The following is a 24,930-nucleotide window of genomic DNA, read 5'->3' as shown; positions in this document are numbered from 1 at the left end:
GTGCGTCACTCACCCGGTTGACGTAGTGGTTCCCGATGTGTCACGCTGATTGCGGGGCACAGCTTTGTGTAAAAGCATCTCATATGTTTGACCGACCCGCGCGCATACGGTTTCGCCGGGTTTCGAAGATCATCACTTTGTTCTTGGTCTGTCATTCGACCATTGTCGTTCGGTATCAGAAGGGGAGGCTGTTCACCGTGCGTGGAATGATTCAGGTGGCCGGTGTCATCGATCAGGCCGAGGCGGACCTGATCCGCGAGGAAGGCGTGGACTGGCTGGGCTTCGCCCTGCGCCTGCCGCTGCGCAACGAAGACCTGTCCGAAGCGGACGCGGCGGCCATCATCAAGGCGATCCAGCCGGAGCATCGCGGTGTGGTCATCACCTACCTGACCGACGCGGAGGAGATCAGGGGGTTCTGCGCCGAGCTCGGCGTCTCCGCGATCCAGTTGCACGGCGACGTACCGACCGCGCAACTGCGGGCCCTGCGGGACATCGCGCCGGACCTGTACGTGCTGAAAAGCCTGGTGGTCAAGGCGGACAACATCGACGAGCTGGCCAAGACCGTCGGCGAGGCCGCCGACTGGGTCGACATGTTCATCACCGACAGCTTCGACCCGGCGACCGGGGCCAAGGGCGCCACCGGCCGGCCGCACGACTGGTCGGTCAGCGCGGAGCTGGTCCGGATCTCGCCGAGGCCGTTGATGCTGGCCGGCGGGCTGACCCCGGCGAACGTCGCCACCGCGATCAACCGGGTCCGCCCGGCCGCGGTCGACGCGCACACCGGCCTGGAGGACGCCACCGGCCGCAAGGACCGGCTGAAGGTCCGGCAGTTCGTGGCCGAGGCCCGGCGTGCCTTCGAGGAGATCGCATGACCGGCACGGTCGACACCACGACAGTGCACCTGTTGCCGCAGACGAACCTGTTGCGCGCGCTGCACACCGTCATCCGGGACCGCGACGCGGAACGGGACGCCTTCGTGGCGCACGCGGCCCGGATCATCCGGATGGTGCTGGAAACCGGGCTGGACCTGTTGCCGTTCGAGGAGTGCGAGGTGTCGACACCGGTCGGCGCGACCTACTTCGGGCAGCGGCCGGCGGCGCCGGTCTGCGCGGTGTCCATCGCGCGTGCCGGCGAGAGCATGGAGTCGGAGCTGCGCACGGTGTTGCCCGGCATCAGGGTCGGCAAGATCCTGATCCAGCGCGACACGGTGACGAAACGGCCGAACCTGTACTACACGGCGCTGCCGATGGACATCGCGCGGCGACACGTCCTGCTGCTGGATCCCATGCTGGCCACTGGCGGGACCGCGCTCGCCGCGATCAGGGCGTTGCTGGACAAGGGCGTCCCGGAGGACCACATCGTGTTCGTCAACCTGCTGTCGGCGCCGGCGGGCATCCTGGCCGTCCAGTACCGCCACCCACAGGTGCGGATGGTCACGTCGGCGATCGAGGAGGGCTTGAACGACAACGCGTACATGGTGCCCGGCATCGGCGACTTCGGGGATCGCTACTTCGGCACGGACATCATCCGCTGACCTTTTTTCACGGGGGAAGGAAACGAATACCACCATGGCCGAACTGTCTTCAGACGAGGACGTGTGTCTTTCCGACCTGCTCCACGACCAGGTCCGCCGGCGGCCGGACGCCACCGCCGTCGTGGCGGGGGAGCACCGCATGACCTACCGCGAGTTGGCCGAGAACGCCGCGGCGCTGGCGCGGTACCTGCGGCACCTCGGCACCGGGCCGGACGACTGCGTCGGGCTGTTCGTCGAACCGTCGCTCGACCTGATGGTCGGCGCCTGGGGGATCCTGGTCGCGGGCGGCGCCTACCTGCCGCTCTCCCCGGAGTATCCCGAAGAACGGTTGCGCTACATGATCGAGGACGCCCGCGTCCGGGTCGTCGTGGCGCAGCCGGAACTCGCGGACCGGGCGGCCGCGTTGGCGCCGGCCGGAACGAGGATCGTCACGGTTCGCGACTCCGTCCACAATGACTCCACAGTAGACGCTGAGGGTCGGTCGAGCGACCTCGCGTACGTCATCTACACCTCGGGCAGCACCGGGAAGCCGAAGGGGGTGATGATCGAACACCGCAGCGTGGTCAGCCAGCTCCGATGGCTCACGGCGACGTACGGCCTGAACCACGAGCGGACCATCCTGCAGAAGACGCCGATGAGCTTCGACGCGGCACAGTGGGAGATCCTGGCCCCGGCCTGCGGTGCGACCGTCGTGATGGGACCGCCTGGTGTCTACCGTGACGCGGAACGCCTGATCGACGTCGTCAAGGCGAACGACGTCACCACGTTGCAGTGCGTGCCGACGCTGCTGACCGCGTTGCTGGACACCGAGCAACTGCACACCTGCGAGTCGCTGACGCAGATCTTCACCGGCGGTGAGGTGCTGTCGAAGCCGTTGGCGGTCAGCTGCCTTGAGACGTTGCCGTGGTGCGAACTGGTGAACCTGTACGGCCCCACCGAATGCACGATCAACTCGTCGGCGTTCACAGTGGACCGAACGACCCTCAGCGAGGGTCCGAACGCGATCTCCATCGGCGCTCCGGTGCGCGACACCGAGTACCACATTCTCACCGTGAACTCCGAACCCGTGGCTGTCGGCGAGATCGGCGAGCTGTTCATCGGCGGTGTCCAGGTCGCGCGTGGCTACCTGCACCGGCCCGAGCTGACCGAGGAGCGGTTCGTGCGCAACCCGTTCGGCGCGGGCCGGCTGTTCCGCACCGGCGACTTGGCTTACTGGACCGCCGACGGGACCGTCCAGTTCGTCGGCCGGGCGGACAACCAGGTGAAACTGCGCGGCTTCCGGGTCGAGCTGGACGAGATCAGGCTCGCCGTCGAGACCCACGACTGGGTCAAGCACGCCGCCGTGATCGTCAAGGACGACCCGCGCACCGGTTTCCAGAACCTGATCGCGTGCGTCGAGCTGAACCCGAAGGAAGCCGCGCTGATGGACCAGGGCAACCACGGCGCCCACCACCAGTCCAAGCAGAGCAGGCTCCAGGTCCGGGCGCAGCTGTCCAACGCCGGGGTCCGGGACGACGCTGTGGTGGCTGGCCGGCTGGTGATCGACCTGCCGGGCAAGGCCGCGACCGCCCGGCAGCGCGGGCAAGCGTTCGCGCGCAAGACATACCGGTTCTACGAGGGCGGGGACGTCACCAAGGCAGACGTGTTGCGGCTGCTCGCCCGGCGGGTCCGCGGCACGCGCTCTCGTGGCCTGGACACGCTCGATCTCGCCGAACTCGGCGAGATCCTGCGGTGGATCGGGCCGCACGCCAGCAAAGAGCGGCTGCTGCCGAAGTACGGCTACGCGTCCCCAGGTTCGCTCTACGCCACCCAGGTGTACCTGGAGATCCACCACGTCGGCGGGCTCGAACCGGGCTTCTACTACTTCCACCCGGTGGACCATCGCCTCGTGTTGGTCACGCCCACCGAAGCCGGGCCGCTGCCCCGGCTGAAGGCGCATCTCGTCGGCCGGAAACGCGCGATCGAGCCGGTCTACAAGAACAACATCCAGGAGGTCCTGGAGATCGAGGCGGGTCATCTGGTCGGCCTGTTCGAAGAGGTCCTTCCTGATCATGGCCTGGACATCACGGCCCTCGCGTACACACCGGCGACCATGGCCGCGCTCGACTGTGCCGACGAGGACTACTACCTCGGTACGTTCGAGGTGATCCGGTACGCCGGGCCGCGCGAGGACAAGGTGGACATCTACGTCCAGGCCCATCCCGGCAAGGTCGCCGACCTGCCCGCGGGCCAGTACGCGTACACCGACGGCGAGTTGCGCCGGATCTCCGACGAGCTGATCCTGAAGAAACACGTGATCGCCATCAACCAGCAGGTCTACGAGCGGGCCGGGATCGGCGTCTCGGTGATCAGCCGGACCGACCAGGACTGGCTCGAATACGTGGACCTCGGCCGCACGCTCCAGCGCCTGTCGACGAACGACCTCAACCTGGGGTTCATGTCGGCCGGCTACAGCTCCAGGTCCGGCGACGACCTGCCGTCGGCCCGTCGGATCGACGGCATCCTGCGCGGCCTGGGCCGCGCGACCGGTCCGTCCTACTTCTTCGTCGGCGGTCGGGTGAGCGACCTGCAGCGGCTGAGCGAGGGGATGAAGGAGGACGCCGTGCACATGCGCGGACCGGCCGAGATGATCCGCGACGACCTGATCAACTTCCTGCCGGACTACATGATCCCGAACAAGGTCGTGGTCATGGACCGGCTGCCGTTCACCGCCAACGGCAAGATCGACGTACAGGCGCTCGCCGCGTCCGACCGGACCGACGTGCACGACGCGGACCGGCCGTTCGTGGCGCCCCGGACGACCACCGAGCGCCGGATCGCCGACCTCTGGCAGAAGTCGATGCGGTGCGACACCGTGTCGGTGCTGGACGACTTCTTCGCCACGGGCGGGAACTCGCTGATCGCGGTGGGGCTGATCAACAAGATCAACCGGATGTTCGGCCGCTCGATGCCGTTGCAGATGCTGTTCGAGTCACCGACCGTCGAGAAACTCGCCCGACGGGTGGACGGTGTCGACGTCGAGCCGTCGTCCCGGCTGGTGCCGTTGCAGCCCGAGGGCGCCGGGCGGCCGGTGTTCTGCTGGCCCGGCCTCGGCGGCTACCCGATGAACCTGCGCGTGCTGGCCGCCGAAATGGGCACCGACCAACCGTTCTACGGCGTGCAGGCGTTCGGGATCAACGAGGGTGAGACACCGTACGGCACCATCCGGGAGATGGCGGCCGAGGACGTCAAGGCGATCCGGTCGGTGCAGCCGACCGGACCGTATACCTTATGGGGGTATTCGTTCGGTGCCCGCGTCGCCTTCGAGACCGCGTACCAGCTCGAACAATCCGGTGAGCGGGTGGAGAACCTGTTCCTGATCGCGCCGGGATCCCCGAGGACGCACCTGGCCGACGACCGCACGGCAACGTACGACAACAAGGCGTACGTGACGATCCTGTTCTCGGTGTTCGCGGGCACGATCAGCGGCCCGCTGCTCGATCAGTGCCTGGCCGAGGCCGTCGACGACGAAACCTTCGCCGCGTTCGTCCACCGCGTCGTGCCGGGTCTCGACATCGACCTGATCCGGCGGATCATCCGCGTGGTCGGGCAGACTTTCGAGTTCTCCTACACGTTCCGGGAACTGGCTCAGCGGCGGATCACCGCGCCGATCACCATCTTCAAGGCGCGCGGCGACGACTACTCGTTCCTGGAGAACAGCAGCGGGTACTCGGCGACCGCGCCGGTCGTCATCGACCTCGCCGCCGACCACTACACCATGCTGAGACAGCCGGATGTCGACGAGCTGACGACCGCGATCCGGCCCGGCTCGGGCATCCTGCCGCACGTCAACATCAAGCACTTCCCGGTGTCGCTCAGCAAGAAGCAGCAGACCGAGCTGGTCGCCGCGGTGACCGAGGCGATGACCAACGCCTTCGGCTGCGACGAGGGCGCGGTGTCGATCGCGTTCGAACCGATCGCCAAGGAGCTGTGGAACGAGAAGGTCTACATCCCGGAGATCGTCAACCGCAAGGACATGCTCGGCAAGCAGCCGAACTACCGACTGGACCGGCCGTGACCATTCCCTTGGCGTACAACGAGGAAGTCGCGGACGCACTCGCTGAGGGGCGGCCGGTGGTGGCCCTGGAGTCGAACGTGATCACGCACGGCCTGCCGTATCCGGACAACGCGGCGACCGCGCTGAAAGTGCAGGACGCCGTCCGGGCCGGCGGTGCCGTCCCGGCCACGGTCTGCCTGGAACACGGCCGGATCAAGGCCGGGATGACCGACGTGGACATCGAACGGTTCGCGTCCGCCACCGGCGTTCCCAAGGCCAGCTGCCGAGACATGGCGGTGATCCTGGCCGAGGGCAGGATGGGCGCGTTGACGGTGGCGGGTTCCGTGGTGGCGGCGGAGTTGGCCGGCATCACGTTCTTCGCGTCGGCCGGCATCGGCGGGGTGCATCGCGGCGCGGAGCGGACGATGGACGTCTCGGCGGACCTGATCCAGTTCACCCGCTCGAAGGTCGCGGTGGTGTGCGCCGGCGCCAAGAGCATCCTGGACCTGGCGCTCACCCTGGAGTACCTGGAGACGCACGGTGTCCCGGTGGTGTCGTACCGGTCCGCCGACTTCCCCGCGTTCTACTGCGTGTCCAGCGGTCTCCGCAGCCCGCGCCGGGTGGACGACGCGGATGTGCTCGCCCGGTCCGTGGCGAACCACTGGGCGCTGGGCAACCCCGGCTCGTTCCTGATCACCACCCCGGTCCGGGCCGAGGACGCGATCCCCGGCCACGAGGTGGAAGCGGCCATCGCAGATGCGGTCGCCGCGGCCGAACGGAACGGCGTCCGCGGCAACGCGGTCACGAAGTACCTGATGCGCGCGGTCGACGTGGCCACGGAAGGCCGGTCGTCGCGGGCGAACATGTCGGTGCTCGTCAGCACGGCGGAGGTCGGCGGCAGCCTCGCCGCGGCACACGCCCGGTATCGCGAGGAAATCGGGAACCGGCCGTAGTGGACTAACGGGACCTGTTCGTCACGGCGGCGCGCAAAGGCGGGCGCCGCCGTCGACTCACGGGTCGCGGACTTCCTGTGGATCAACAGCGTCGGTCACTGTGGAGCGTCGGACGCCCGACTGTTCCCATGTTTCCCATTTGGATGGATACAGCTCGTAAGGGTTTTCTGTCATTGTTCGGAGGTTCTCGTTTGTTTTAACGTTTCCAGTTACGAACACCTCGGCGGGGCCGGCCCGGACCACCCACCCAGCACTCCATGGCCCACCCCATTCGTGCCTGCCAGGCACGTCTGCCTCACACCCCCGAGAGGTAGGCAAATCCATGTCCTTGAACGATTTCAAGAACCATACGATCAGTCGCCGCAACGCTCTGCGAGCCGGCTTCGGGATCGCGGCCGCGACTCAGTTGGCACTGCTCGAGTCGGTCGCCGTGTCCCCGTACCGGGCGTCCGCCGAGTCGGCGGCGGCGTTGCCGTCGATCCAGTTCGACATCGGCAACTTCATCAAGGCACCGGCCACCTTCAACGACGGCGCCGGTGACGTCCTCGCCCAGTTCGGTCCTGTTTTCACCTATTTCGTCCCAGTTGTCCTGACTCGCACGCCGACCAACACCGACCAGCGGGTCCTGAGCAACGCCCTGAACACGATCGAGCAGTCCTACCCCTTCAGTCCCAGCGGGATCTTCGTGTTCGTCTCGTACAGTGCCCGGTACTTCGACCGGCTGCCGGGTGGGCTGAACGGATCGCTCTGCCAGACCTTCATGCCGCAGCTGCGGTCGGGCCTGAACCCCGACGGCACGACGAACGCACTCGCCCGCTCGGTGGCCATGCCCACCGACGTGGTCCAGGGCGTGGTTGGTGGGCCGGGCGCGCCTACCAAAAACGTCACCAAGGACCGCTTCAACGTGAACCTTGTGCTGGAGAACAACGACATGTTGTTCCAGATGCGCAGTGACTCGGTGAGCAATCTCAACGACGTGCTCGCGTGGCTGCAGGGCAGCAACCGGCTGGCCGGAGCCAGTGTCCGGTCGCCCGCCTTCAACGGCCTGATGTCGTTCCAGACCACCCGGGTGCAGTTCGTCCAGCAGGGCATGCCCCGCCAGGTCGCCACCACGAACAACTTCGAGTTCGCGACCCGGATCAACCCGAACTCGCCGATGTGGATGGGCTTCGCCGACCAACAGGTCGACTCCAGCGGCCCGGCCCGGATCTGCACGTTCGCCGGGAACTCGTCGGCGAACCTGACCAACGCCACCGCGAGTGACTACTTCGGGCTGGGTGCCGTCCAGCACTTCTCGCACGTGATCCTGGACCTGTACCAGTTCTACTCCCTGCCCGACCAGGACTCCCGGCATCCCGAGGGCGAAGGTGCCGACGAGCGAATCATGTACATGTTCCGGGCCAACCAGATCCGAACCCCCGACGGCCTGCCCACCCCGTTCAACACCACCGACCCGTTCACCAACGGCGGCTGCCCGGCGTTCGTCAACAACACCTTCCAGGGCCGCAACGACGCCACCCTGTCCGCCCGCGACGCCGGCGGCCTGTTCAAGTCCACTGACCCAGCCGCCACCCAACAGACGGAAACCTTCACCGGCCTGCCCCGCATCGGCCACGAAGCGGCCCTGCAACGCTCCTCCCGAGCGGCCGACGGAACCCCGATCCACATCAGAATGGACGGCCCAGGCCTCAGCGGCATGGACGTTCCCCAGTTCCAGACCTTCCCCACCGGCGGCGCGACCGTGTCCGCCGGCAGCAACCAACCCAAGCTCCAGTTCGCCATCTTCGTGCCCACATCGGAGTTCTTCCGAAGGATCCGCACCGACGTGGCGGCACAGGACCTCCAGGCCCAGTTCAAAGTGGACCCGGAGGACAACGGCCTTGAACGCTTCATCACCACCACGCGCCGCCAGAACTTCCTTGTCCCACCCCGATCCGTGCGCGCCTTCCCACTAGTCGAGTTCACCAGCACAGCAGTGGCACCCACACCCCCCGCCGATCCACCCGGCGCCGGCTGACAAACCCGCTTGAGGTGTTCGTCAACGCCGGCCCACCAGGGCCGGCGTTCGCCTTACCCTGCTGGGGTCCAGGTCAGGAGGGGCTTGAAGGATGGTTCCAGGCCGGCGTTCTCGATGATGCTCGCTGGAATCTGGCTCGCGGTGGTGATTGCCGTGTTGCCTTTGACCGTTACGCCGTTGCTTCCCTTGGTCGCTCCGTTCATCCAGTAGTTCTTTTCTACGTCTGTCGGGTCGTTGGTGGTGGTGGCTCCCGGCAGGTAGTTGTGGTGGGTGCTGCCCCAGGCGTTGGCCGGACCGGTGTTGTAGATGCCGTTGCCGGTGATGGTTTCGAACGTGCATCCGTTGTCCGTGTAGATCACGTGGCCTTTGCCGGTTTGGTCGTGGATCACGTTTCCGGTGACTTTCTCGCCGTTGGCCAGTGCGGTGCCGGTCAGGCCTTGGGTGTAGATCGCGCCGCCGTCGTTCAGGGTCGCCATGTGGTTGAAGATCAGGTTGTCGGCGATCTGGTTGTCGTGCGTGAAGTTGGGCCTGGGGGCTTGTGCTTCCTTGTCCGGCCAGCCGCCCCAGCCGACTGAGATCGCTGTGTAAGGTGTGTGGTCGATTTGGTTGTGGAGCACTTTGGTGTTCGCCGCGTAGCCGATGTCGATGCCGATTCCGCCGTGGTATTCCGCCGGCAGGTTGAACAGGTGGTTGTCGGCGATGGTGTTGTTGAGGGTTTGGGCTGTGCCGGCGGCGGTGGGGGTGTCCACGTTGCCGAGTTGGATGCCGCTGCCTGAGGTGTCGGTGAAGACGTTGCCCTTCACCACCGCGTTCTGGGTGCCGTTGCCCAGGCCCAGTCCGGCCGCGCCGAGGTGGACGAAGGCGTTGTTGGTGAACTGGACGTTCTGGTCGAACGTCAACGAGATGTTGGCCGGCTCCTGGGTCCAGGCGCCGTACGGGCAGTCGCCGTGGTGCCCGGCCGGTGGCACGTCGCACAGGCCCTGCCGGGCCGCGCCGGTCGCCCCGGTCACCTGGTAGTTGGCCTGGATCTCGGCGAACCCGTCGCTGCCGCCCTGCCCGTGGAACTGCGGCCCGAGCCAGGTGGCGTAGGAGAACTGGATGCCGTTGAACACGACGTTGGCGACCCCGGTGCCGTCGACGAGTTTCTCCAGGACCGGCGCCTCCACGTCCACCTTGGCCATGTCCTCGCCGGACCGCGGCACGTAGTACAGCTTGCTGTCGCCCTGGTCGAGGAACCACTGGCCGGGGGTGGACGCGGACAGGAACTGGAACGCGTTCTCCACCCGGGTCGGCTGCTCGGTGATCGAACTGCGGCCGACCAGGTTGTACGCCCGGTGGTTCGGGTCGGTGAAGCAGCAGGCGCGGGTGGTGGAGTTGCTCCAGCACGGTTGGGCCATGGTCACGGCGTCCCCGGAGATCGACGCGACCGGGCACCGCGGCTCGGTCCACGCGCCCAACCCACCCGTGTAGACGAACTCCAGCTGCGGCTTGCCGCCACTGGGACTGCGCCAGCCGCCCATGGTCCTGCCGCCGCCGCTGTACCCGGTGGAGCTCTGGCCGGTCAACGCGGTCGGCAACGAGCCGTGCGCCCGTTCGGCCCGGCTGCCGTTGACGAACAGTTGCCGCGTGGCCAACCCGACCGGCGCCTGGGCCACGAAGATCGGGCTGCCGGCCGACATCCGGCTCCACCCGGTGACCCTGGTCGAGCCAGCGAACACCGGCCGAGCGCCCGTGTCAGCGGTCCAGACCACGTTGTGCTTGTTGGTGCCGGAGTCCGCGCTCGACAACGACAACGGACTGGCCAACCGGTAGAACCCGCCGGCGAGCACCACCGTCACGTCCCGGCTCATGTTGCCGTTCAACGCACGCACCAGCTGCTGGGCCCGCTGCGGAGTACGCACCGGCGCGGCCTGAGTCCCCGGATTGCCGTCATTCCCGGACGGTGAGACAAAGACATCACCTGCGACAGCGGCGGCGGAGAGCGTCGCACTACCCACACCACCACCCACCCAGGCCAACACACCGGCGACGAAGAAAACCCGAAGCCTACGGGAGACCCCCGACATGGCTGTCCCTCCTTTGGGACGCTCGACAACACATCGGCGGCGGTCAACGAAACGTAGGCAGCCAAGACATCCGATGTCAAGCGACGTTCGGGGGCGTCAGCGTGGAGAGAACGCGAAATACATCCTATCTGTTACGAGCGTGATGCCCTGGCGTGTCGATCCTCCACCGTGGACGCCGGCCGGCTTTGGACCGGTCCGGTCGTCTCGGCGACCTGGCCCGGGAATATCCGGGTGTGACCGGTCGGCAACCTTCCGTAGAAAGATCATTATGGGGCGTGACCAGGAAAAACGTCACTGTGTGCAGCTGATTCGCCGTTACCCATCACTCTCCGGGGTATTGTGGCGGGTTTCGCGCTTCTGCGAAGCTGGGTGTGGCATACCGAAGGGCTGGGGCCGAAGTATGATCAACTTAGGGGTTGCGTTGAGGTATCAAGCTTTGGGAACCCTTTGCGTGGTGAACGGGGACGACGTCCTGTCGATCGGCGCGCGGAAAGTTGAGACTGTCCTGGCGACGCTGCTGGTGCGGGCGAATCAGGTGGTGACCAACGATCAGCTCATCGGCGAGCTGTGGGGAGAGCGGCCACCACGGCGGGCACTTGCCGCGTTGCACGTCTATGTGTCGCAACTGAGAAAGTTCCTCGGTGTCGGCAGACGGGGGGAAAGTCCGATCGTCACACGTTCGCCGGGATACCTGATCCGGGTGGTTGGCGACGACCTGGACCTGGACGTGTTCCGCAGACTTGTGCTGATGGGGCGTGAGCACATGCGCGCCAAACGGTACGAGGAGGCGTCGGCCACGTTCGCGGAGGCGCTCGACCTGTGGCGCGGCCCCGCACTGGGTGACCTGCGCGAAGGCTCGATCGTGCAGGGTTTCGCGACCTGGCTGGAGGAACTCCGGCTGGAGTGCGTGGAGATGCTCGTCGAAGCCGACTTCATGTTGGGCCGGCACCGCGAGCTGGTGAGCTTCCTGTACACGCTGGTGTCCGAACATCCCCTGCACGAGGCGTTCTACCGGCAGCTGATGCTGGCGCTGTACCGATCGGACCGTCAGGGCGACGCGTTGCAGGTGTACCGGGTCGCGCGCGAGAAGCTCACCGCGGAGCTCGGGATCGAGCCGTGTCGCGCGTTGCGGGACCTGCACCGGGCCATCCTGCAGGCCGACGACCGGCTGGACGACGGCGGCCGGGCGCGGGAGTCGCTGGTGTTCGTGGACCAGCTGCATCCGCAGCCGTTCGCGATGCTTGTCAACGGCGACAACGAGTCGAGCCAGCATTGGCCGCCGCCGCTGCTGTCCACGCCGATGGTCAGCGTCGTGATGGCCTATCCCTACGGGCGTTGGGTCCCGTTCAACTCCATGCGCAGATAGCGGACGAGTCGCGTCGGGGTCGGACAGTCGAACACCACCACGGGTGGCAGCTCCAGCCCGGTGGCCTCGCACAGCCGGTTGCGCAGGTCGAGCCCGGTGAACGACGACAGGCCGACGTCCAGGAAGTCGTCGTCGGCGCCGATCGCGTCCGGCGTGGCGAGGCCGAGCACGGCCGCGACATGCGTGCGGACCAGGTGCAACAGCAGGGTCTCCTGGTCGGATTCGGACAGACCGGCCAAACGTTCGTGCAACCGCGGCTCGTCGGTGACTTCGGCAACAGGAACTGTGTCACCGAGCCAGTACCGTTGCCGTTGAAACGCGTATGTGGGAACGTCGGCTGGTCGCGCGCCTGCGAACAGCGTCGACCAGTCGACACGCACGCCACGTACGTGCAACGAGGCCAACTCCTTGGTGAAGTCCGGCAGAACGGGCACGGACGCCACGTCCTCCGGCAGCATGGCCGACAGCACGGCGTTCGGTCCTACTTCGACGTAGGTTCGGACGCCGAGGTCGACGAGGGTCTGGACACCGGCGCCGAACCGGACCGGCTCGCGGACCTGCCGCGCCCAGTATCCGGGATCGGTCGGCTGCCCGGTGGCGGTGGCGACCATGGGGACAGTCGGCGCGGAATGCGGCAGTCCTTCGGCGATCCGGCCGAACTCGCCCAGCATGCTGTCCATATGCCGGGAATGGAACGCGTGGCTGACCCGCAGGAGCTTGGTCGTCCGGCCTTGCCCGGCCCAGTGCGCGGCCACCCGGTCCACCGCGTCCCGATCACCGGAGACGACCGTCGCATATGGACCGTTCAGGGCGGCGATGTCCACCTGGTCGGCAAGCGCCAGGATCTCGTCTTCGGTGGCCTGCACGAAGACCATCGCGCCACCGCTGGGAAGTGCCTGCATGAGCCGGCCACGAGCGGCGACCAGCGTGCAGGCGTCAGGGAGCGACAGAACGCCCGCGACGCAGGCGGCAGCGAGTTCGCCGACGGAATGACCCAGCACGTAGTCCGGACGCAGCCCGACATGGTCCAGCAGCCGGCACAAGGCGACTTCCAGGGCGAACAGCGCGGGCTGGGCGTACCCGGTCTGGTCGAGTGCCGTGCCGTCCTCGGCGAAGACGACGTCGGCCAGGTCCATGCCGAAGTGCCCGGCGACTTCGTCGAACGCCTTGGCGTACAAGTGGAACGTTTCATACAGCGATCGACCCATCTGGGCGCGCTGCGATCCCTGGCCGGGGAAGAGAAAGGCGATCTTGCCCGCTTCGGTCGCGACGCCTCGGACCAGGTTGGCGGCGGGGTCGCCGTGGGCCAGCGCGGCCAGACCCCGGTTCAACTCGTCCCGGTCGGCGCCGGTCACGACCGCCCGGTGGTCGAACACCGTACGGGTGGCCAGGGAGAGTCCCGCTCCAGTGAGATCCGTGCAGGGGAACGCCAGCAGCCGTTCGGCTTGCGCTCGTAGCGCGGCTTCGGTCGGCCCCGACACCACCCACGGCACGACATCGAGCCGGCGACCGGGTTCACGTTCGTCGGCGGCCTCCTCCAGGATGAGATGCGCGTTGGTACCGCTGACCCCGAACGACGAGACCGCGGCCCGGCGCGGCCGGTCCGTACCTGGCCACGGCCGGCCCTCGGTGAGCAGGGACACGCTGGCGGGCCAGTCCACCTGTGCGGTGGGCCGGTCCACGTGCAGGGTCATGGGCAGCCGGCCGTGCCGAAGGGCCTGCACCATCTTGATCACGCCGGCGACACCGGCGGCGGCCTGGGTGTGGCCGATGTTCGACTTGACCGACCCCAGCCACAGTGGACGGTCCCGGTCCGGCCCGTACGCGGTGGCCAACGCGCCGGCTTCGATCGGGTCGCCGAGGGTGGTCCCGGTGCCGTGCGCCTCGACCGCGTCTATATCCACTGTGGATAGTTGAGCATCGGCGAGGGCCTGCCGGATGACCCGTTCCTGCGCACGGCCGTTGGGTGCGGTCAGGCCGTTGCTGGCGCCGTCGGAGTTGATCGCACTGCCGCGGATGACCGCCAACACCTGGTGACCGTTGCGTCGGGCGTCCGAAAGACGTTCCAGCACAAGCAAACCGACGCCCTCGCTGAACCCGGTGCCGTCCGCCGCGGCGGCGAACGACTTGCATCGACCGTCGGGGGCGAGCCCGCCTTGTCGCTGGAACTCGCTGAACACACCGGGTGTCGCCAGTATCGTGACCCCGCCGGCCAACGCCAGCTCGCATTCGCCTTGCCGCAGGGAGTTGACCGCGAAATGGGTGGCCACGAGTGACGACGAACATGCCGTGTCGATGGTGACGGCCGGACCTTCCAACCCAAAGGTATAGGCCAACCTGCCGGACGCGACGCTGCCCGCGGTGCCGTTGCCGATGTAGCCCGCGAGTTCGTCCGGCACCTGCCGCAGTTGATAGCCGTAGTCGCTGTACATCAGCCCGACGAACACGCCGGTCTGGCTGCCGCGCAGGCCGCGTGGGTCGAGTCCGGCCCGTTCGAACGCCTCCCAGCCGGTCTCCAGCAGCAGCCGTTGTTGCGGGTCCATGGCCGTGGCCTCGTGTGTGCCGATCCCGAAGAACTTGGCGTCGAAACGATCCGCGTCCCGCAGAAATCCGCCGTACCCGGTGGCGTCCCAGCCACGGTCGGACGGGAACGCGGAGATCGCGTCGCCCCCCGACTCGACCAGCCGCCACAGGTCCTCGGGCGACCGGACGTCACCCGGATACCGGCACGCCATGCCTACGATCGCGATGGGCTCGTGGTTCCTCGACCGCACCTCGGCCGGGCGAGCCTTGGTCTCAGGGAAGAGGAGTGTGCGCAGGTGCTCGGCCAGCGCCGTCGTGTTCGGGTGGTCGAAGACCAGTGTGGTGGGCAGCCGCAGGCCCGTGGCGGCGCTGAGCCGGTTGCGGAGTTCGACGGCGGTCAGTGAGTCGAATCCGAGCTCGGCGAACGCGCGCTGGTCGTCGAGGGTGGTGGTGTGTCCCAGCACGCCGGCGACCTGGGTACGGACCAGGTCGAGCACGGCACCTTCCTGGTCGGGGCGGGTAACCAACGGTTGCTGAGGTCGGGGGAGACTGACCAGGTCGCGGAGCACTGCGGGCGTCACCGGCTGCTCGCGTAGTGAGGACGTGTCGAGCCGTACCGGCGCGAGGAAACGTTGGTCCGCTGCAAGGGCGGCGTCGAACAGGGCGAGGCCTTGGGCGGCCGTGAGTTCCGCCATGCCGGGGATCCGGGCCGCACGACTGGTCATCGCGCTCTTCGGCGCCCACAGTCCCCAAGCCAACGACACCGTGTCAGGGCGATGCGCGGCCAAGGCGTCCAGGAAACTGTTGGCCGCCGCGTAGCTTCCCTGCCCGGCGGAGCCGAGTGTGGCGGCGGCGGAGGAGAACACCACGAACCGCGCCAAGTCCAGGTCCTTGGTCAGCTCGTGAAGATGCCACGCTATATCCACTTTGGACTTAAATACCGCGTCGGTCTGTTGTGGACTCAGCGATTCGATTGTCGCGTCGTCGAGCACCCCGGCCGCGTGGATCACAGCCGTGAGCGGGTGTTCCGTCGGGATGGTGGCCAGGACAGCCGCCAGCGCCGAACGGTCGGCGGCGTCGCACTTCTCGATCCGAACCTCGGGCCCGAACGACGAAGATCCGGAACGGCCGACCAGGACCAGATGCCGGATGCCGTGTTGCTGAAGGAGATGGCGGGCCACCAGGCTGCCCAGTGTCCCGGTTCCGCCGACGATCACGACCGTGCCCGCCGGGTCCAGCGGCCGACCACCGCCCGGCCGGCTGACCCGGGTGAGGCGCGGCACCAGGACGGCACCATCGCGCAGCGCGAGCTGCGGTTCGTTCGTGGCGACGGCCGCCGGGATCGCCTCGCTGGAATCGATGTCCAGCACCACGAATCGGTCGGGATGTTCGATCTGAGCCGATCGCACGAGCCCCCATACCGGCGCCTCGGCGAGGTTCGGTACACCGTCGCCGATCGCCACCGCGCCACGGGTGATCAGGACCAAGCGCGACGAAGCGAACCGCGGATCGGCCAGCCAGGCCTGCATCAGCGCCAGCACCCGGTTCGTGGATTCCCGCGCCGCCATGGGCAGCTCATGTGCGGTGGGTGGGCAGCTCGCGAGGACCACGTCCGGAACGAAATCGAGATCGTCGAGATTCTGGTATCGGTCGAAGTCGAGCCTCAGGTCGGGCCCGAGCACCGCCCATCGCCCGGCCGGTGTGCCCGCCGCGACCGGCCGCCAGTCAAGGTGGAACAACGAGTCCAAGGCCCCGATATCCCGCAGCACAAGCGAATCGACCGAGACCAACGGTCTACCGGAGTCGTCGGCTATCGACAACGCCACGGTGTCGTCCGCGACACGGGAAATCCGGACCCGGGCTGCCGACGACTGGATGGTCGACATGCGTACGCCGTGCCAGGAGAACGGCATCCGAGCCGGTCCCTCGTCGCCGATCGCGTGCAGGGCCGCGTCCATCAGCGCGGCTGGATGAACGTTCGGCAAGGCGACCTCGGCGTACACCTCCGATCCGCGCCGCCAAGCCGCACGCACGCCCTGAAACGCCGGGCCGTATCGGTAACCACGCTCAGCCAGCCGGTCGTACAGATCGTCCGTCCGAAGTGGATCGCCAGCCGGCGGCCACTCGGCTAGGCGGGCTTCGGGCGAGCCCCCAGGCGCGAGCGTGCCGGTGGCGTGACATGTCCACGATGACGTGCCGTCCGGACACGAATGGATCGTCACGGACCTGCGGCCGGAGTCGTCCGGCTCGCCGAGCATCAGCTGGAGCGTGACCCCGGCGCCGTCCAGCACCAGCGGGGTGGTCAGGACCAGCTCATCCAGCAGGTCACAGCCGAGTTGCCGGCCGGCGTGCACGGCCAGTTCGACGAAGGCGGTACCCGGCAGCACCACACTGTCCAGCACCTGATGGTCGGCCAACCAAGGTTGCGTGGAGACGGACAGCCGGCCGTTGAACAGCACGCCGTCCCCGGTTGCCAGCGGCACCGGCGGCCCCAGGATCGGCTTGTCCGGCCAGAACCGTCGCGGCTGGACGACGGACGGCGGCAGCTCGACCCGGCGAGCGTTCAGTCCGGTGAACGCTTCGGACCACGTCACGTCCACGCCGTGCACGTGGAGTTCGGCCAGCGAGGTCAACAGTTCCGGCCAGGAGTCCTGGTCCCGGCGCAGCGAACCCACCACCAGCGGCGAGTCGGAGACCTCCTGGATTCCCACGGTCAACACGGGATGCGGGCTGGTCTCGACGAAAACACCGTACTCATCGGCCAGCAAAGCGCGGACGGCCCGCTCGAACACCACGGTCTCGCGGAGATTCCGGAACCAGTACTCGGTGTTCAGCTTGGCAGTGTCCAGCAGGCCGCCGGTGACCGTGGAGTAGAAGGCAACCTCCGAGGACCGTGGCGAGACGCCGGAAAGCATGTCCAGCAAAGGGTCGCGCACCGACTCGACCTGGACGGAATGGGACGCGTAGTCGACCGGGATCCAGCGGGCACCCCCGGCCACCAACTCCGACAGCGCGCCGACATCACCCGAGACCACCGTGGACAATGGGCCGTTGATGGCGGCGATGCCGAGACGGTCTTCGTACGGCGTGATGATCTCGGCGACCTCGGCCACCGGCCGCGGCAGCGACACCATTCCGCCGCGACCGGCGAGGACGGCGATTGCCTTGCTGCGGGACACCACGATCCGAGTCGCGTCCGACAAGGACAGTCCACCGGCCACGTAAGCCGCCGCGATCTCGCCCTGCGAATGCCCGACCACAGCGTCCGGCCTGATCCCGAAAGCCCGCCACACGGCGGCGAGCGACACCATCGTGGCGAACAGCATCGGCTGCACGATGTCCACTCGTTCCAACGGATCCGCGGCACGCAGCACGTCCATCGGCGACCAGTCGACGTGTTCCCCGAGTGCGTCAGCGCACGCCTCGAACTGCTCGGCGAAAGCCGGCGAGCGATCCAGCAAGTCCCGTCCCATCCCGGCCCACTGCGTGCCCTGGCCGGGGAACACGAACACGGTCTTGCCTGTGACAGAGCGCGTGGCATCGCTGTCGATCCGCGCCAACGCGGACATCAGGTCGTCGCGGTCGCCGCCCACGAACACCGCCCGATGGTCGAACGACGGACGGGTCGTCACCAACGAGTAACCCAGGTCCACCGGCCGTAGATCCGGATCGGCCCGTAAGTGCGCCAGCAGTCGCTGTGCCTGGGCGCGCAGCCGGGACGGACTCTTGGCGGACAACACCCAAGGCACCACGGCTTCGCTCGATCTGGGAGCACCCGCGATGGGTGGCGCCTGCTCCAAGATGACGTGGGCGTTCGTGCCGCTGATCCCGAACGAGGACACGCCGGCGCGACGCGGACGGTCCGCCTCAGGCCACGCCACCGGTTCGATCAACAGTGAGACCGCCCCAGACCACGGCACGTGCGGGGTCGGTGCGTCCACGTGCAGCGTGCGCGGCAGCAGCCCGTGCCGCAGGGCCAGCACCATCTTGATGACCCCGCCGATGCCCGCCGCTGCCTGCGTGTGGCCGATGTTCGACTTCAACGATCCCAGCCACAGTGGACGGTCGCGATGTCCGTACGCCGCCAGTAGGCTGGTGACCTCGATCGGATCGCCGAGTGTGGTGCCCGTTCCGTGGCCTTCGACCGCGTCGACGTCCTCGGCCGTCAGGCGCGCGTTGGCCAGCGCGGCACGGATGACGTGCTCCTGGGCCGGTCCGCTCGGCGCGGACAGTCCGTTGCTCGCGCCGTCCGAGTTGATCGCGCTGCCCCGGACGACCGCGAGCACGGGATGACCGAGCCGTTGCGCGTCCGAAAGCCGTTCCACCAGGACCAGACCCACACCTTCGGCCCACCCGGTGCCGTCCGCTGACGCCGCGAAGGACCTGCAGCGGCCATCCGGCGACAACGCCCGCTGCCGGCTGAACTCGACGAAAACGTCCGGTGTGGACAGAACGGCAGCGCCGCCGGCCAGCGCGAGTGAGCATTCCCCTTGCCGTAGAGCCTGAACCGCCAGGTGAAGGGCGACCAGCGAGGACGAGCAGGCGGTGTCGACGGTGATCGCCGCGCCCGCCAGTCCCAGGGTGTACGCGACCCGGCCGGAGGCGACGCTGCTCGCGTTGCCGGTCATCAGGTACCCGTCCGAGCTGGTCAGCAGGCGGGCGTAGTCCTGGCCACCGCAGCCGGCGAAGACGCTGGTCTGGCTGCCGCGCAACGACTCCGGGTCGATGCCGGCCCGTTCGACGGTCTCCCAGGCGACTTCGAGCAGGAGGCGTTGTTGCGGATCCATCGCGAGGGCCTCGCGCGGGCTGATGCCGAAGAAGTCGTTGTCGAACCGGTCGGCGTCGGCGAGGAATCCGCCTTGGTGCACAGCGGAGTCCACAGTGTCCCAACCACGGTCGGCCGGGAAGTCGGAGATCGCGTCGACCCCGGCTTCGAGCAGCCGCCACAGATCGTCGGGCGATCGGACGTCACCGGGGTAACGGCAGCCCATGGCGACGATCGCGATCGGCTCGTCGGCCGGACCGGGCGCGGTGGCCGGCGCGGTTTCGACGCGGCCGGCGACCATCGCGCGCAGGTGCCGGGCCAGTGCGGCCGGGGTCGGGTGGTCGAACAGGAGGGTGGTCCGCAGGTTCAGCCCGGTGTCCTCGACGAGTCGCCGTCGCAGCTCGACTGCGGTCATCGAGTCGAAGCCGAGGTCGGCGAACGCTCGGTCGACGTCGAGCGAGTCGTGGCCGATCAGACGCAGTGAGTGAGTACTTACTAACTTGAGAACCAGCCGTTCCTGCTCCACGTCGGGCAGGCCGGCGAGCCGTTGAGCCAGGGGTGACGCGACGAACTCGTCGATCAGGGGGCTACGGCGAGCCACTGTGAACGCGGGGGCGAAGCGTGACCAGTCCACGTCGGCGACTGTCAGCAGCGTCGCGTCGCGGTCGAGTGCCTGGTGCAACGCGGTGAGGGCGAGCTGCGGCGACATCGGCGACAACCCGCGCTGACGCCACCGCTCGGTGTCGCCGGACATGCCCGCGCCTTCCCACGGCCCCCAGGCGATCGAGGTGGCGACCTGGCCGGCGGCCCGGCGTTTCTCGGCCAGGGCGTCCAGGAAAGCGTTTGCGGCGGCGTATCCGCCCAGCCCGGCACTGCCCCAGGTCGCGGCGACCGACGAGAACAGCACGAACGCGTCCAGCGGGACGTCCTTGAGCACTTCGTCGAGATGCTTGGCGCCCAGGACTTTGGCGTCCGGGACGTCGAGCGTGGTGTCCGCGATGGCGGCGAACAGGCTCGTCCCCGCCAGGTGCACCACCGCGCGCACGTCCAAGCCCTGCACCAGCTTGGCGACTTGGTCGCGGTCGGTCACGTCGCAGGCCGCGAAGGTGACGTCGATCCCCAGTTCCGCCTTGAGGCGGGCGGCGCCGGGTGCGTCCGGGCCGCGCCGGCTGGCCAGCACCAGGTGGTCGGCGCCGGTGCGGGCGAGCCAGCGGGCAACGTGTCCGCCCAGCTCTCCGGTGCCGCCGGTGACCAACACCGTCCCCCGAAAGGTCCATTGTGGACCTGATGGGGCAGCCGAGGCGCGGACGAGCCGTCGCGCGTACACACCAGATGAGCGCACCGCGACCTGGTCCTCGGAACCGCCGAGCATGTCGCACAATCGGCCGACAGCCCGCTCGTCCCACGGTGGCGGCAGGTCGATCAGGCCGCCCCAACGCTGCGGGTACTCCAACGCGGCGGTCCGCCCCAGACCCCACACCATCGCCTGCGCCGGGTCGTCCGCGCCGCGGGTGACACACCACACTGGCGCGTCGCCAGGAGCTTGGAGCAGTGCGAGAGTCCCAGCGAGCCCGAGCAGCGACACCACCCCGGAAACGCCTGCCTGGTCGGCTGTTCGCGCCGGAACGGCTCGCGCACCCCTGTCGGTCAACGCGCGGACGAGGCTGGGTACCAGGTCGTCGGCGTCGTCATGGAGAACGAGCCAGGTGCCGGAGAGAGTGCTACGGGGGCGGTCGGGGATCGGTCGCCATTCGATCCGGTACCGCCACTCGTTGATGTCCGCGTGCGCGTGATCGTGCCAGTAACGTGTGTGCTGGAAGGCGTACGTCGGCAGGTCGACCAGGGTTCGCTCGCCGAACACGGCGGTCCAGTCCAGGTCGGGCAGCTGCGCGACGGCCTTGGTCACCGCGTGCGCCTCGGACTCCGTCGGCCCGAGTTCGAGAGAAGTGACGTTCCGGGATTTCAGCCAGGCCAGCCCGTCCCCGTACCGCACGGTCTGTCGGACGTGCTGAACCCAGTAGTCGGGTTCGGTGACCCGGCCGTTCGAAACGATCGGGATCCGCGGCTCGTGAAAGGTCAGACTCCGCGCCACCCGGCCGAATTCGTCCAGCATGGGGGTCATGCGCGGGGAGTGGAAGGCGTGGCTGACCGGGAGCCGTTTGGTCCTGCGTCCCTTCTCGGCCAGCTGTCGGACAAGACGAGAGACAACGTCTTCATCGCCGGACAGCACGGCCGAAGTCGGGCCGTTGACTGCGGCGACGCTCACGTGCTGCTCGTGGCCGGCCACCAGGTCGAGCAGCTCCTGCTCGCCGGCCTCCACCGCGAACATCGCGCCGCCGGGAGGCAACGCCTGCATCAGCCGGGCGCGCGCGGAGACCAGCGTGCACGCGTCCTTGATCGACAACACCCCGGCAACGTGCGCCGCCGCCACCTCGCCGACCGAATGCCCCAAGAGATAGTCGGGGGTCGCGCCCCAGTGCGTGACCAGGCGGAAGACTGCGACTTCCCAGGCGAACAGCGCGGCCTGGGTGTAACCGGTCTGGTCCAGCAGCGTGCTGTCCTCGGCGAACATGACGTCGGGCAACGCCGGATCGAGGTACGAGCACACCTCTTCGAAGGCCTGCGCGAACACCGGGAAGCACTCGGACAGCTCGCGTCCCATGCCCGCGCGTTGGCTGCCCTGCCCAGGGAAAAGGAACGCGACCTTGCCGTGGACCACCGGTTCACCTTGGGCCAGGGCGTCGAGACCGCGCAGGAAGTCCTCGCGGTTGTCGGCGACGACGACGGCGCGGTGATCCATCGTGGCGCGGGTCGTGGCCAGGGAGAATCCCACGTCGGCGAGGTCCTGGTCGACGTACGCCCGCAGTCGTTCGGCCTGGGCGCGCAGGGCCGGTTCAGTGCGTGCCGACACGATCCACGGCACCGGGCTGACACGGCTCTTGGACGTCTTCTCGGTGTCAGGGGCCTGCTCAAGGATGAGGTGGGCGTTCGTGCCGCTGATCCCGAACGACGACACTCCCGCGCGCCGCGGCTCCGGCCAGGGGACCGGCTCGGTCAGCAGGGCGACGTTCGACCAGGTCACGTGCGGTGAGGGCGCGTCGACGTGCAGGGTTCTCGGCAACGTGCCGTGCCGCATGGCCAGCACCATCTTGATGACTCCGGCCACGCCGGCTGCCGCCTGCGTGTGGCCGATGTTGGACTTGACCGATCCCAGCCACAGCGGCCGCTCGCGGCCCTCGCCGTATGTCGTGACCAGCGCTTCGGCCTCGATCGGGTCGCCGAGGGCCGTTCCGGTGCCGTGCGCTTCGATCGCGTCGATGTCGGCCGGGTCCAGCTGGGCGCTGGAGAGCGCTTGACGGATCACGGTTTCCTGCGCGAGACCGTTGGGCGCGGTCAGGCCGTTGCTGGCGCCGTCCGAGTTCACCGCGCTGCCGCGGATCACCGCCAGGACTTCATGGCCGTTGCGCTGGGCGTCGGCCAACCGTTCCAGCACGACCAGGCCGACGCCTTCGGCGAATCCGGTGCCGTCGGCGGCGGCCGCGAACGACTTGCACCGCCCGTCCGGGGACAGGCCGTGTTGCCGGCCGAACTCGGCGAAGATGTCCGGGGTGGCCATCACCGTGGCGCCGCCGGCCAACGCCAGTGCGCAGTCTCCTTGCCGCAGCGCCTGCATCGCGACGTGCATGGCCACCAGCGACGACGAACACGCGGTGTCGATGGTGACGGCAGGCCCTTGCAGGCCCAACGCGTACGACACTCGACCGGACGCGACACTAGTTGTGTTGCCGGTCAACAGATAGCCCTCGGACTCGTCCGACAACTGTGCCGCGTAGTCCTGGGCGATCACACCGACGAACACTCCGGTGTCGGTGCCGCGCAACGACGCCGGGTTGATGCGGGCGTGTTCAACGGCTTCCCACGCCGTCTCCAGTAGCAGGCGCTGCTGCGGATCCATGGCAGTGGCCTCGCGGGCGCTGATCCCGAAGAACTCGGCGTCAAAACCGGCCGCGTCAGCGAGAAACCCGCCAACGGCGGCCCAGCCACGGTCCACAGGGGACGCCGAGATGGCGTCTTCGCCGGCCGACACGAGGCGCCACAGGTCGTCGGGCGAACTCACCCCGCCCGGATAGCGGCAGCTCATCCCGACGATCGCGATGGGTTCCCGCAGACGTTGCCGGGTCTGGTGCAGCTCGGCCGTGACCCGCTTGAGGTAGCCGCGAAGCCTCTCCGCGGTGCTGATGCTCGACCCTGCAAGCAGGTCTTCGGTATCCGTCATGACGGCACGTCCAGGTCGTTGTCGATGAGGGCGAAGATCTCCTCGTCCGACGCTGAATCGAGCCGGTCGGCGACGTCCGGCTTCGGCTGTTGCCTGGTTGGCTGGGTGAGCCTGTCGTGGAGGTGACGGGCGATGGCCGCGGGGGTCGGGTGGTTGAACACCAGGGTGGCGGGCAGCCGCAAGCCGGTCACCGCGCTGAGCCGGTTGCGTAGTTCGACCGCGGTCAACGAGTCGAAGCCGAGTTCCGCGAACGCACGGTCGGCTCGTACCGCGTTGGTCGTGCTATGGCCAAGGACGGCAGCCGCGTTGGTCAGCACTTCGTCGAGGAGCCGCTCGTACTGATCCTTTTCGGACAGTTCGGCCAGCTCGACGACGTGGACGTCGGGCGTGGTCAATAGAGCCGGCGCGACAACGGCTTGGTGGGCCTGCAGGGCGGCGTCGAACAGCGCCAAGCCTTGCGCGTCGGACATGGGTAGCACACCGTCGCGAGCCATTCGGGTGCGGTCGACATGCTTGGTCATGTCGCTGGTTCGGTCCCACAGTCCCCATGCCAGCGACGTGGCGGGCAGCCCCTGCGAGTGGCGGTGCTGGGCCAAGGCGTCCAGGTAGCTGTTGGCCGCCGCGTAGTTCCCTTGGCCCGCGCTGCCGAGGGTGCCGGCGAGCGAGGAGAAGAGGATGAACGCGGCGAGGTCGTGGTCCTTGGTGAGTTCGTGCAGGTTCCACGCGCCTTCGACCTTGGGCCGCAGCACGGCTTCGAGCCGCTCGGGCGTCAGTTCGGAGATGACGCCGTCGTCGATCACGCCGGCCGCGTGGATCACTGCGGTCAGCGGGTGCTCGGTGGGGATCGACGCCAACACCTTGGCCAGGGCTTCGCGGTCGGTGACATCGACTCCACTGCTTCGGCTGACCAATAACAGATGTCGGATGCCGTATTTGTCTTCGAGATGACGAGCTATCAGCTGGCCGAGTGTGCCTGTGCCGCCGGTGATCAGGACCGTTCCGTTCGGGTCCAGTTTGGGCGGCAACGTGAGAACGACCTTGCCGACGTGCCTGGCCTGCCCGACGAACCGAAACGCCTCAGGCGCGCGGTGAACATCCCAGGCCGTAACGGGCAGCGGTCGCAACGCACCGCTTTCGAACAGTACCAACAGTTCCGTCAGCATCTGGTGGACCCGCTCTGGACCCGCTTCCAGAATGTCGAACGCCCGGTACAGCACACCGGGATGGTCGGCCGCGTCCCGGATGTCGGTCTTGCCCATTTCCAGGAAACGACCACCGGGCACGAGCAACCGCAGCGAGGCGTCCACGAACTCGCGGGCAAGGCAGTTCAACACCACATCCACGCGAGGGAACCGTTCCGCGAAGTCCAACGACCTCGACGAGGCGACATGATC

9 protein-coding genes (1 of these 9 running past the window's edge) are annotated in these 24,930 nt (G+C 67.9%); 6 read left to right on the top strand and 3 right to left on the bottom strand.

The genetic code is table 11. From position 1 onward, the window contains the following. Positions 1–206 precede the first annotated feature (206 nt). The 5 genes from EV192_RS11030 to EV192_RS11010 all read left to right on the top strand — a co-directional run bounded on the left by EV192_RS11030 (position 207) and on the right by EV192_RS11010 (position 8,540). A complete protein-coding gene (locus EV192_RS11030) occupies positions 207–872 on the top strand; it encodes a phosphoribosylanthranilate isomerase (RefSeq protein ID WP_243726825.1) in 666 nt (221 codons plus the stop codon). Next, complete coding sequence (gene upp / locus EV192_RS11025) at positions 869–1,534, top strand: uracil phosphoribosyltransferase (protein ID WP_207925980.1); 666 nt, start codon at positions 869–871, stop codon at positions 1,532–1,534. Before EV192_RS11030 ends, upp begins: the two co-directional genes overlap by 4 nt. Before the next feature lie 34 nt (positions 1,535–1,568). Next, complete coding sequence (locus tag EV192_RS11020) at positions 1,569–5,591, top strand: amino acid adenylation domain-containing protein (protein WP_132114026.1); 4,023 nt, start codon at positions 1,569–1,571, stop codon at positions 5,589–5,591. Then, on the top strand, positions 5,588–6,523 hold the full coding sequence (locus tag EV192_RS11015; RefSeq protein ID WP_207925979.1) for a pseudouridine-5'-phosphate glycosidase: 936 nt from the start codon (positions 5,588–5,590) through the stop codon (positions 6,521–6,523). The genes EV192_RS11020 and EV192_RS11015 overlap by 4 nt, the downstream gene beginning before the upstream one ends. A gap of 322 nt (positions 6,524–6,845) precedes the next feature. Next, positions 6,846–8,540, top strand: coding sequence for a DUF7405 family protein (locus tag EV192_RS11010; protein ID WP_207925978.1), 1,695 nt, complete (start codon positions 6,846–6,848; stop codon positions 8,538–8,540). 53 nt (positions 8,541–8,593) lie between these two features. Here EV192_RS11010 and EV192_RS11005 read toward each other — a convergent pair whose 3' ends face one another. After that, the gene (locus EV192_RS11005; protein ID WP_207925977.1) at positions 8,594–10,441 is read right to left on the bottom strand and encodes a right-handed parallel beta-helix repeat-containing protein; all 1,848 of its coding nucleotides are present in this window, start codon (positions 10,439–10,441) and stop codon (positions 8,594–8,596) included. 619 nt (positions 10,442–11,060) lie between these two features. Between EV192_RS11005 and EV192_RS11000 the strand changes: the two genes are divergently transcribed. Then, on the top strand, positions 11,061–11,972 hold the full coding sequence (locus EV192_RS11000) for an AfsR/SARP family transcriptional regulator (protein WP_243726772.1): 912 nt from the start codon (positions 11,061–11,063) through the stop codon (positions 11,970–11,972). Here EV192_RS11000 and EV192_RS55660 read toward each other — a convergent pair. Then, positions 11,933–23,536: a type I polyketide synthase gene (locus tag EV192_RS55660; RefSeq protein WP_243726771.1), complete on the bottom strand. Its 11,604-nt coding sequence runs from the start codon at positions 23,534–23,536 to the stop codon at positions 11,933–11,935. The genes EV192_RS11000 and EV192_RS55660 overlap by 40 nt on opposite strands. Continuing rightward, positions 23,533–24,930: the 3' end of a type I polyketide synthase gene (locus tag EV192_RS10965; protein ID WP_132114018.1), read on the bottom strand. The gene runs 5,985 nt beyond the window's last position; the window shows 1,398 of its 7,383 coding nt (coding positions 5,986–7,383); its start codon lies beyond the right edge, outside the window; its stop codon occupies positions 23,533–23,535. The genes EV192_RS55660 and EV192_RS10965 overlap by 4 nt, the downstream gene beginning before the upstream one ends.

This window comes from Actinocrispum wychmicini (assembly GCF_004345645.1).
Taxonomy (GTDB): Bacteria; Actinomycetota; Actinomycetes; order Mycobacteriales; family Pseudonocardiaceae; genus Kibdelosporangium; species Kibdelosporangium wychmicini.
Note: the sequence above shows the minus strand (reverse complement) of the source record. Positions and strands in the feature narration are given on the sequence as shown.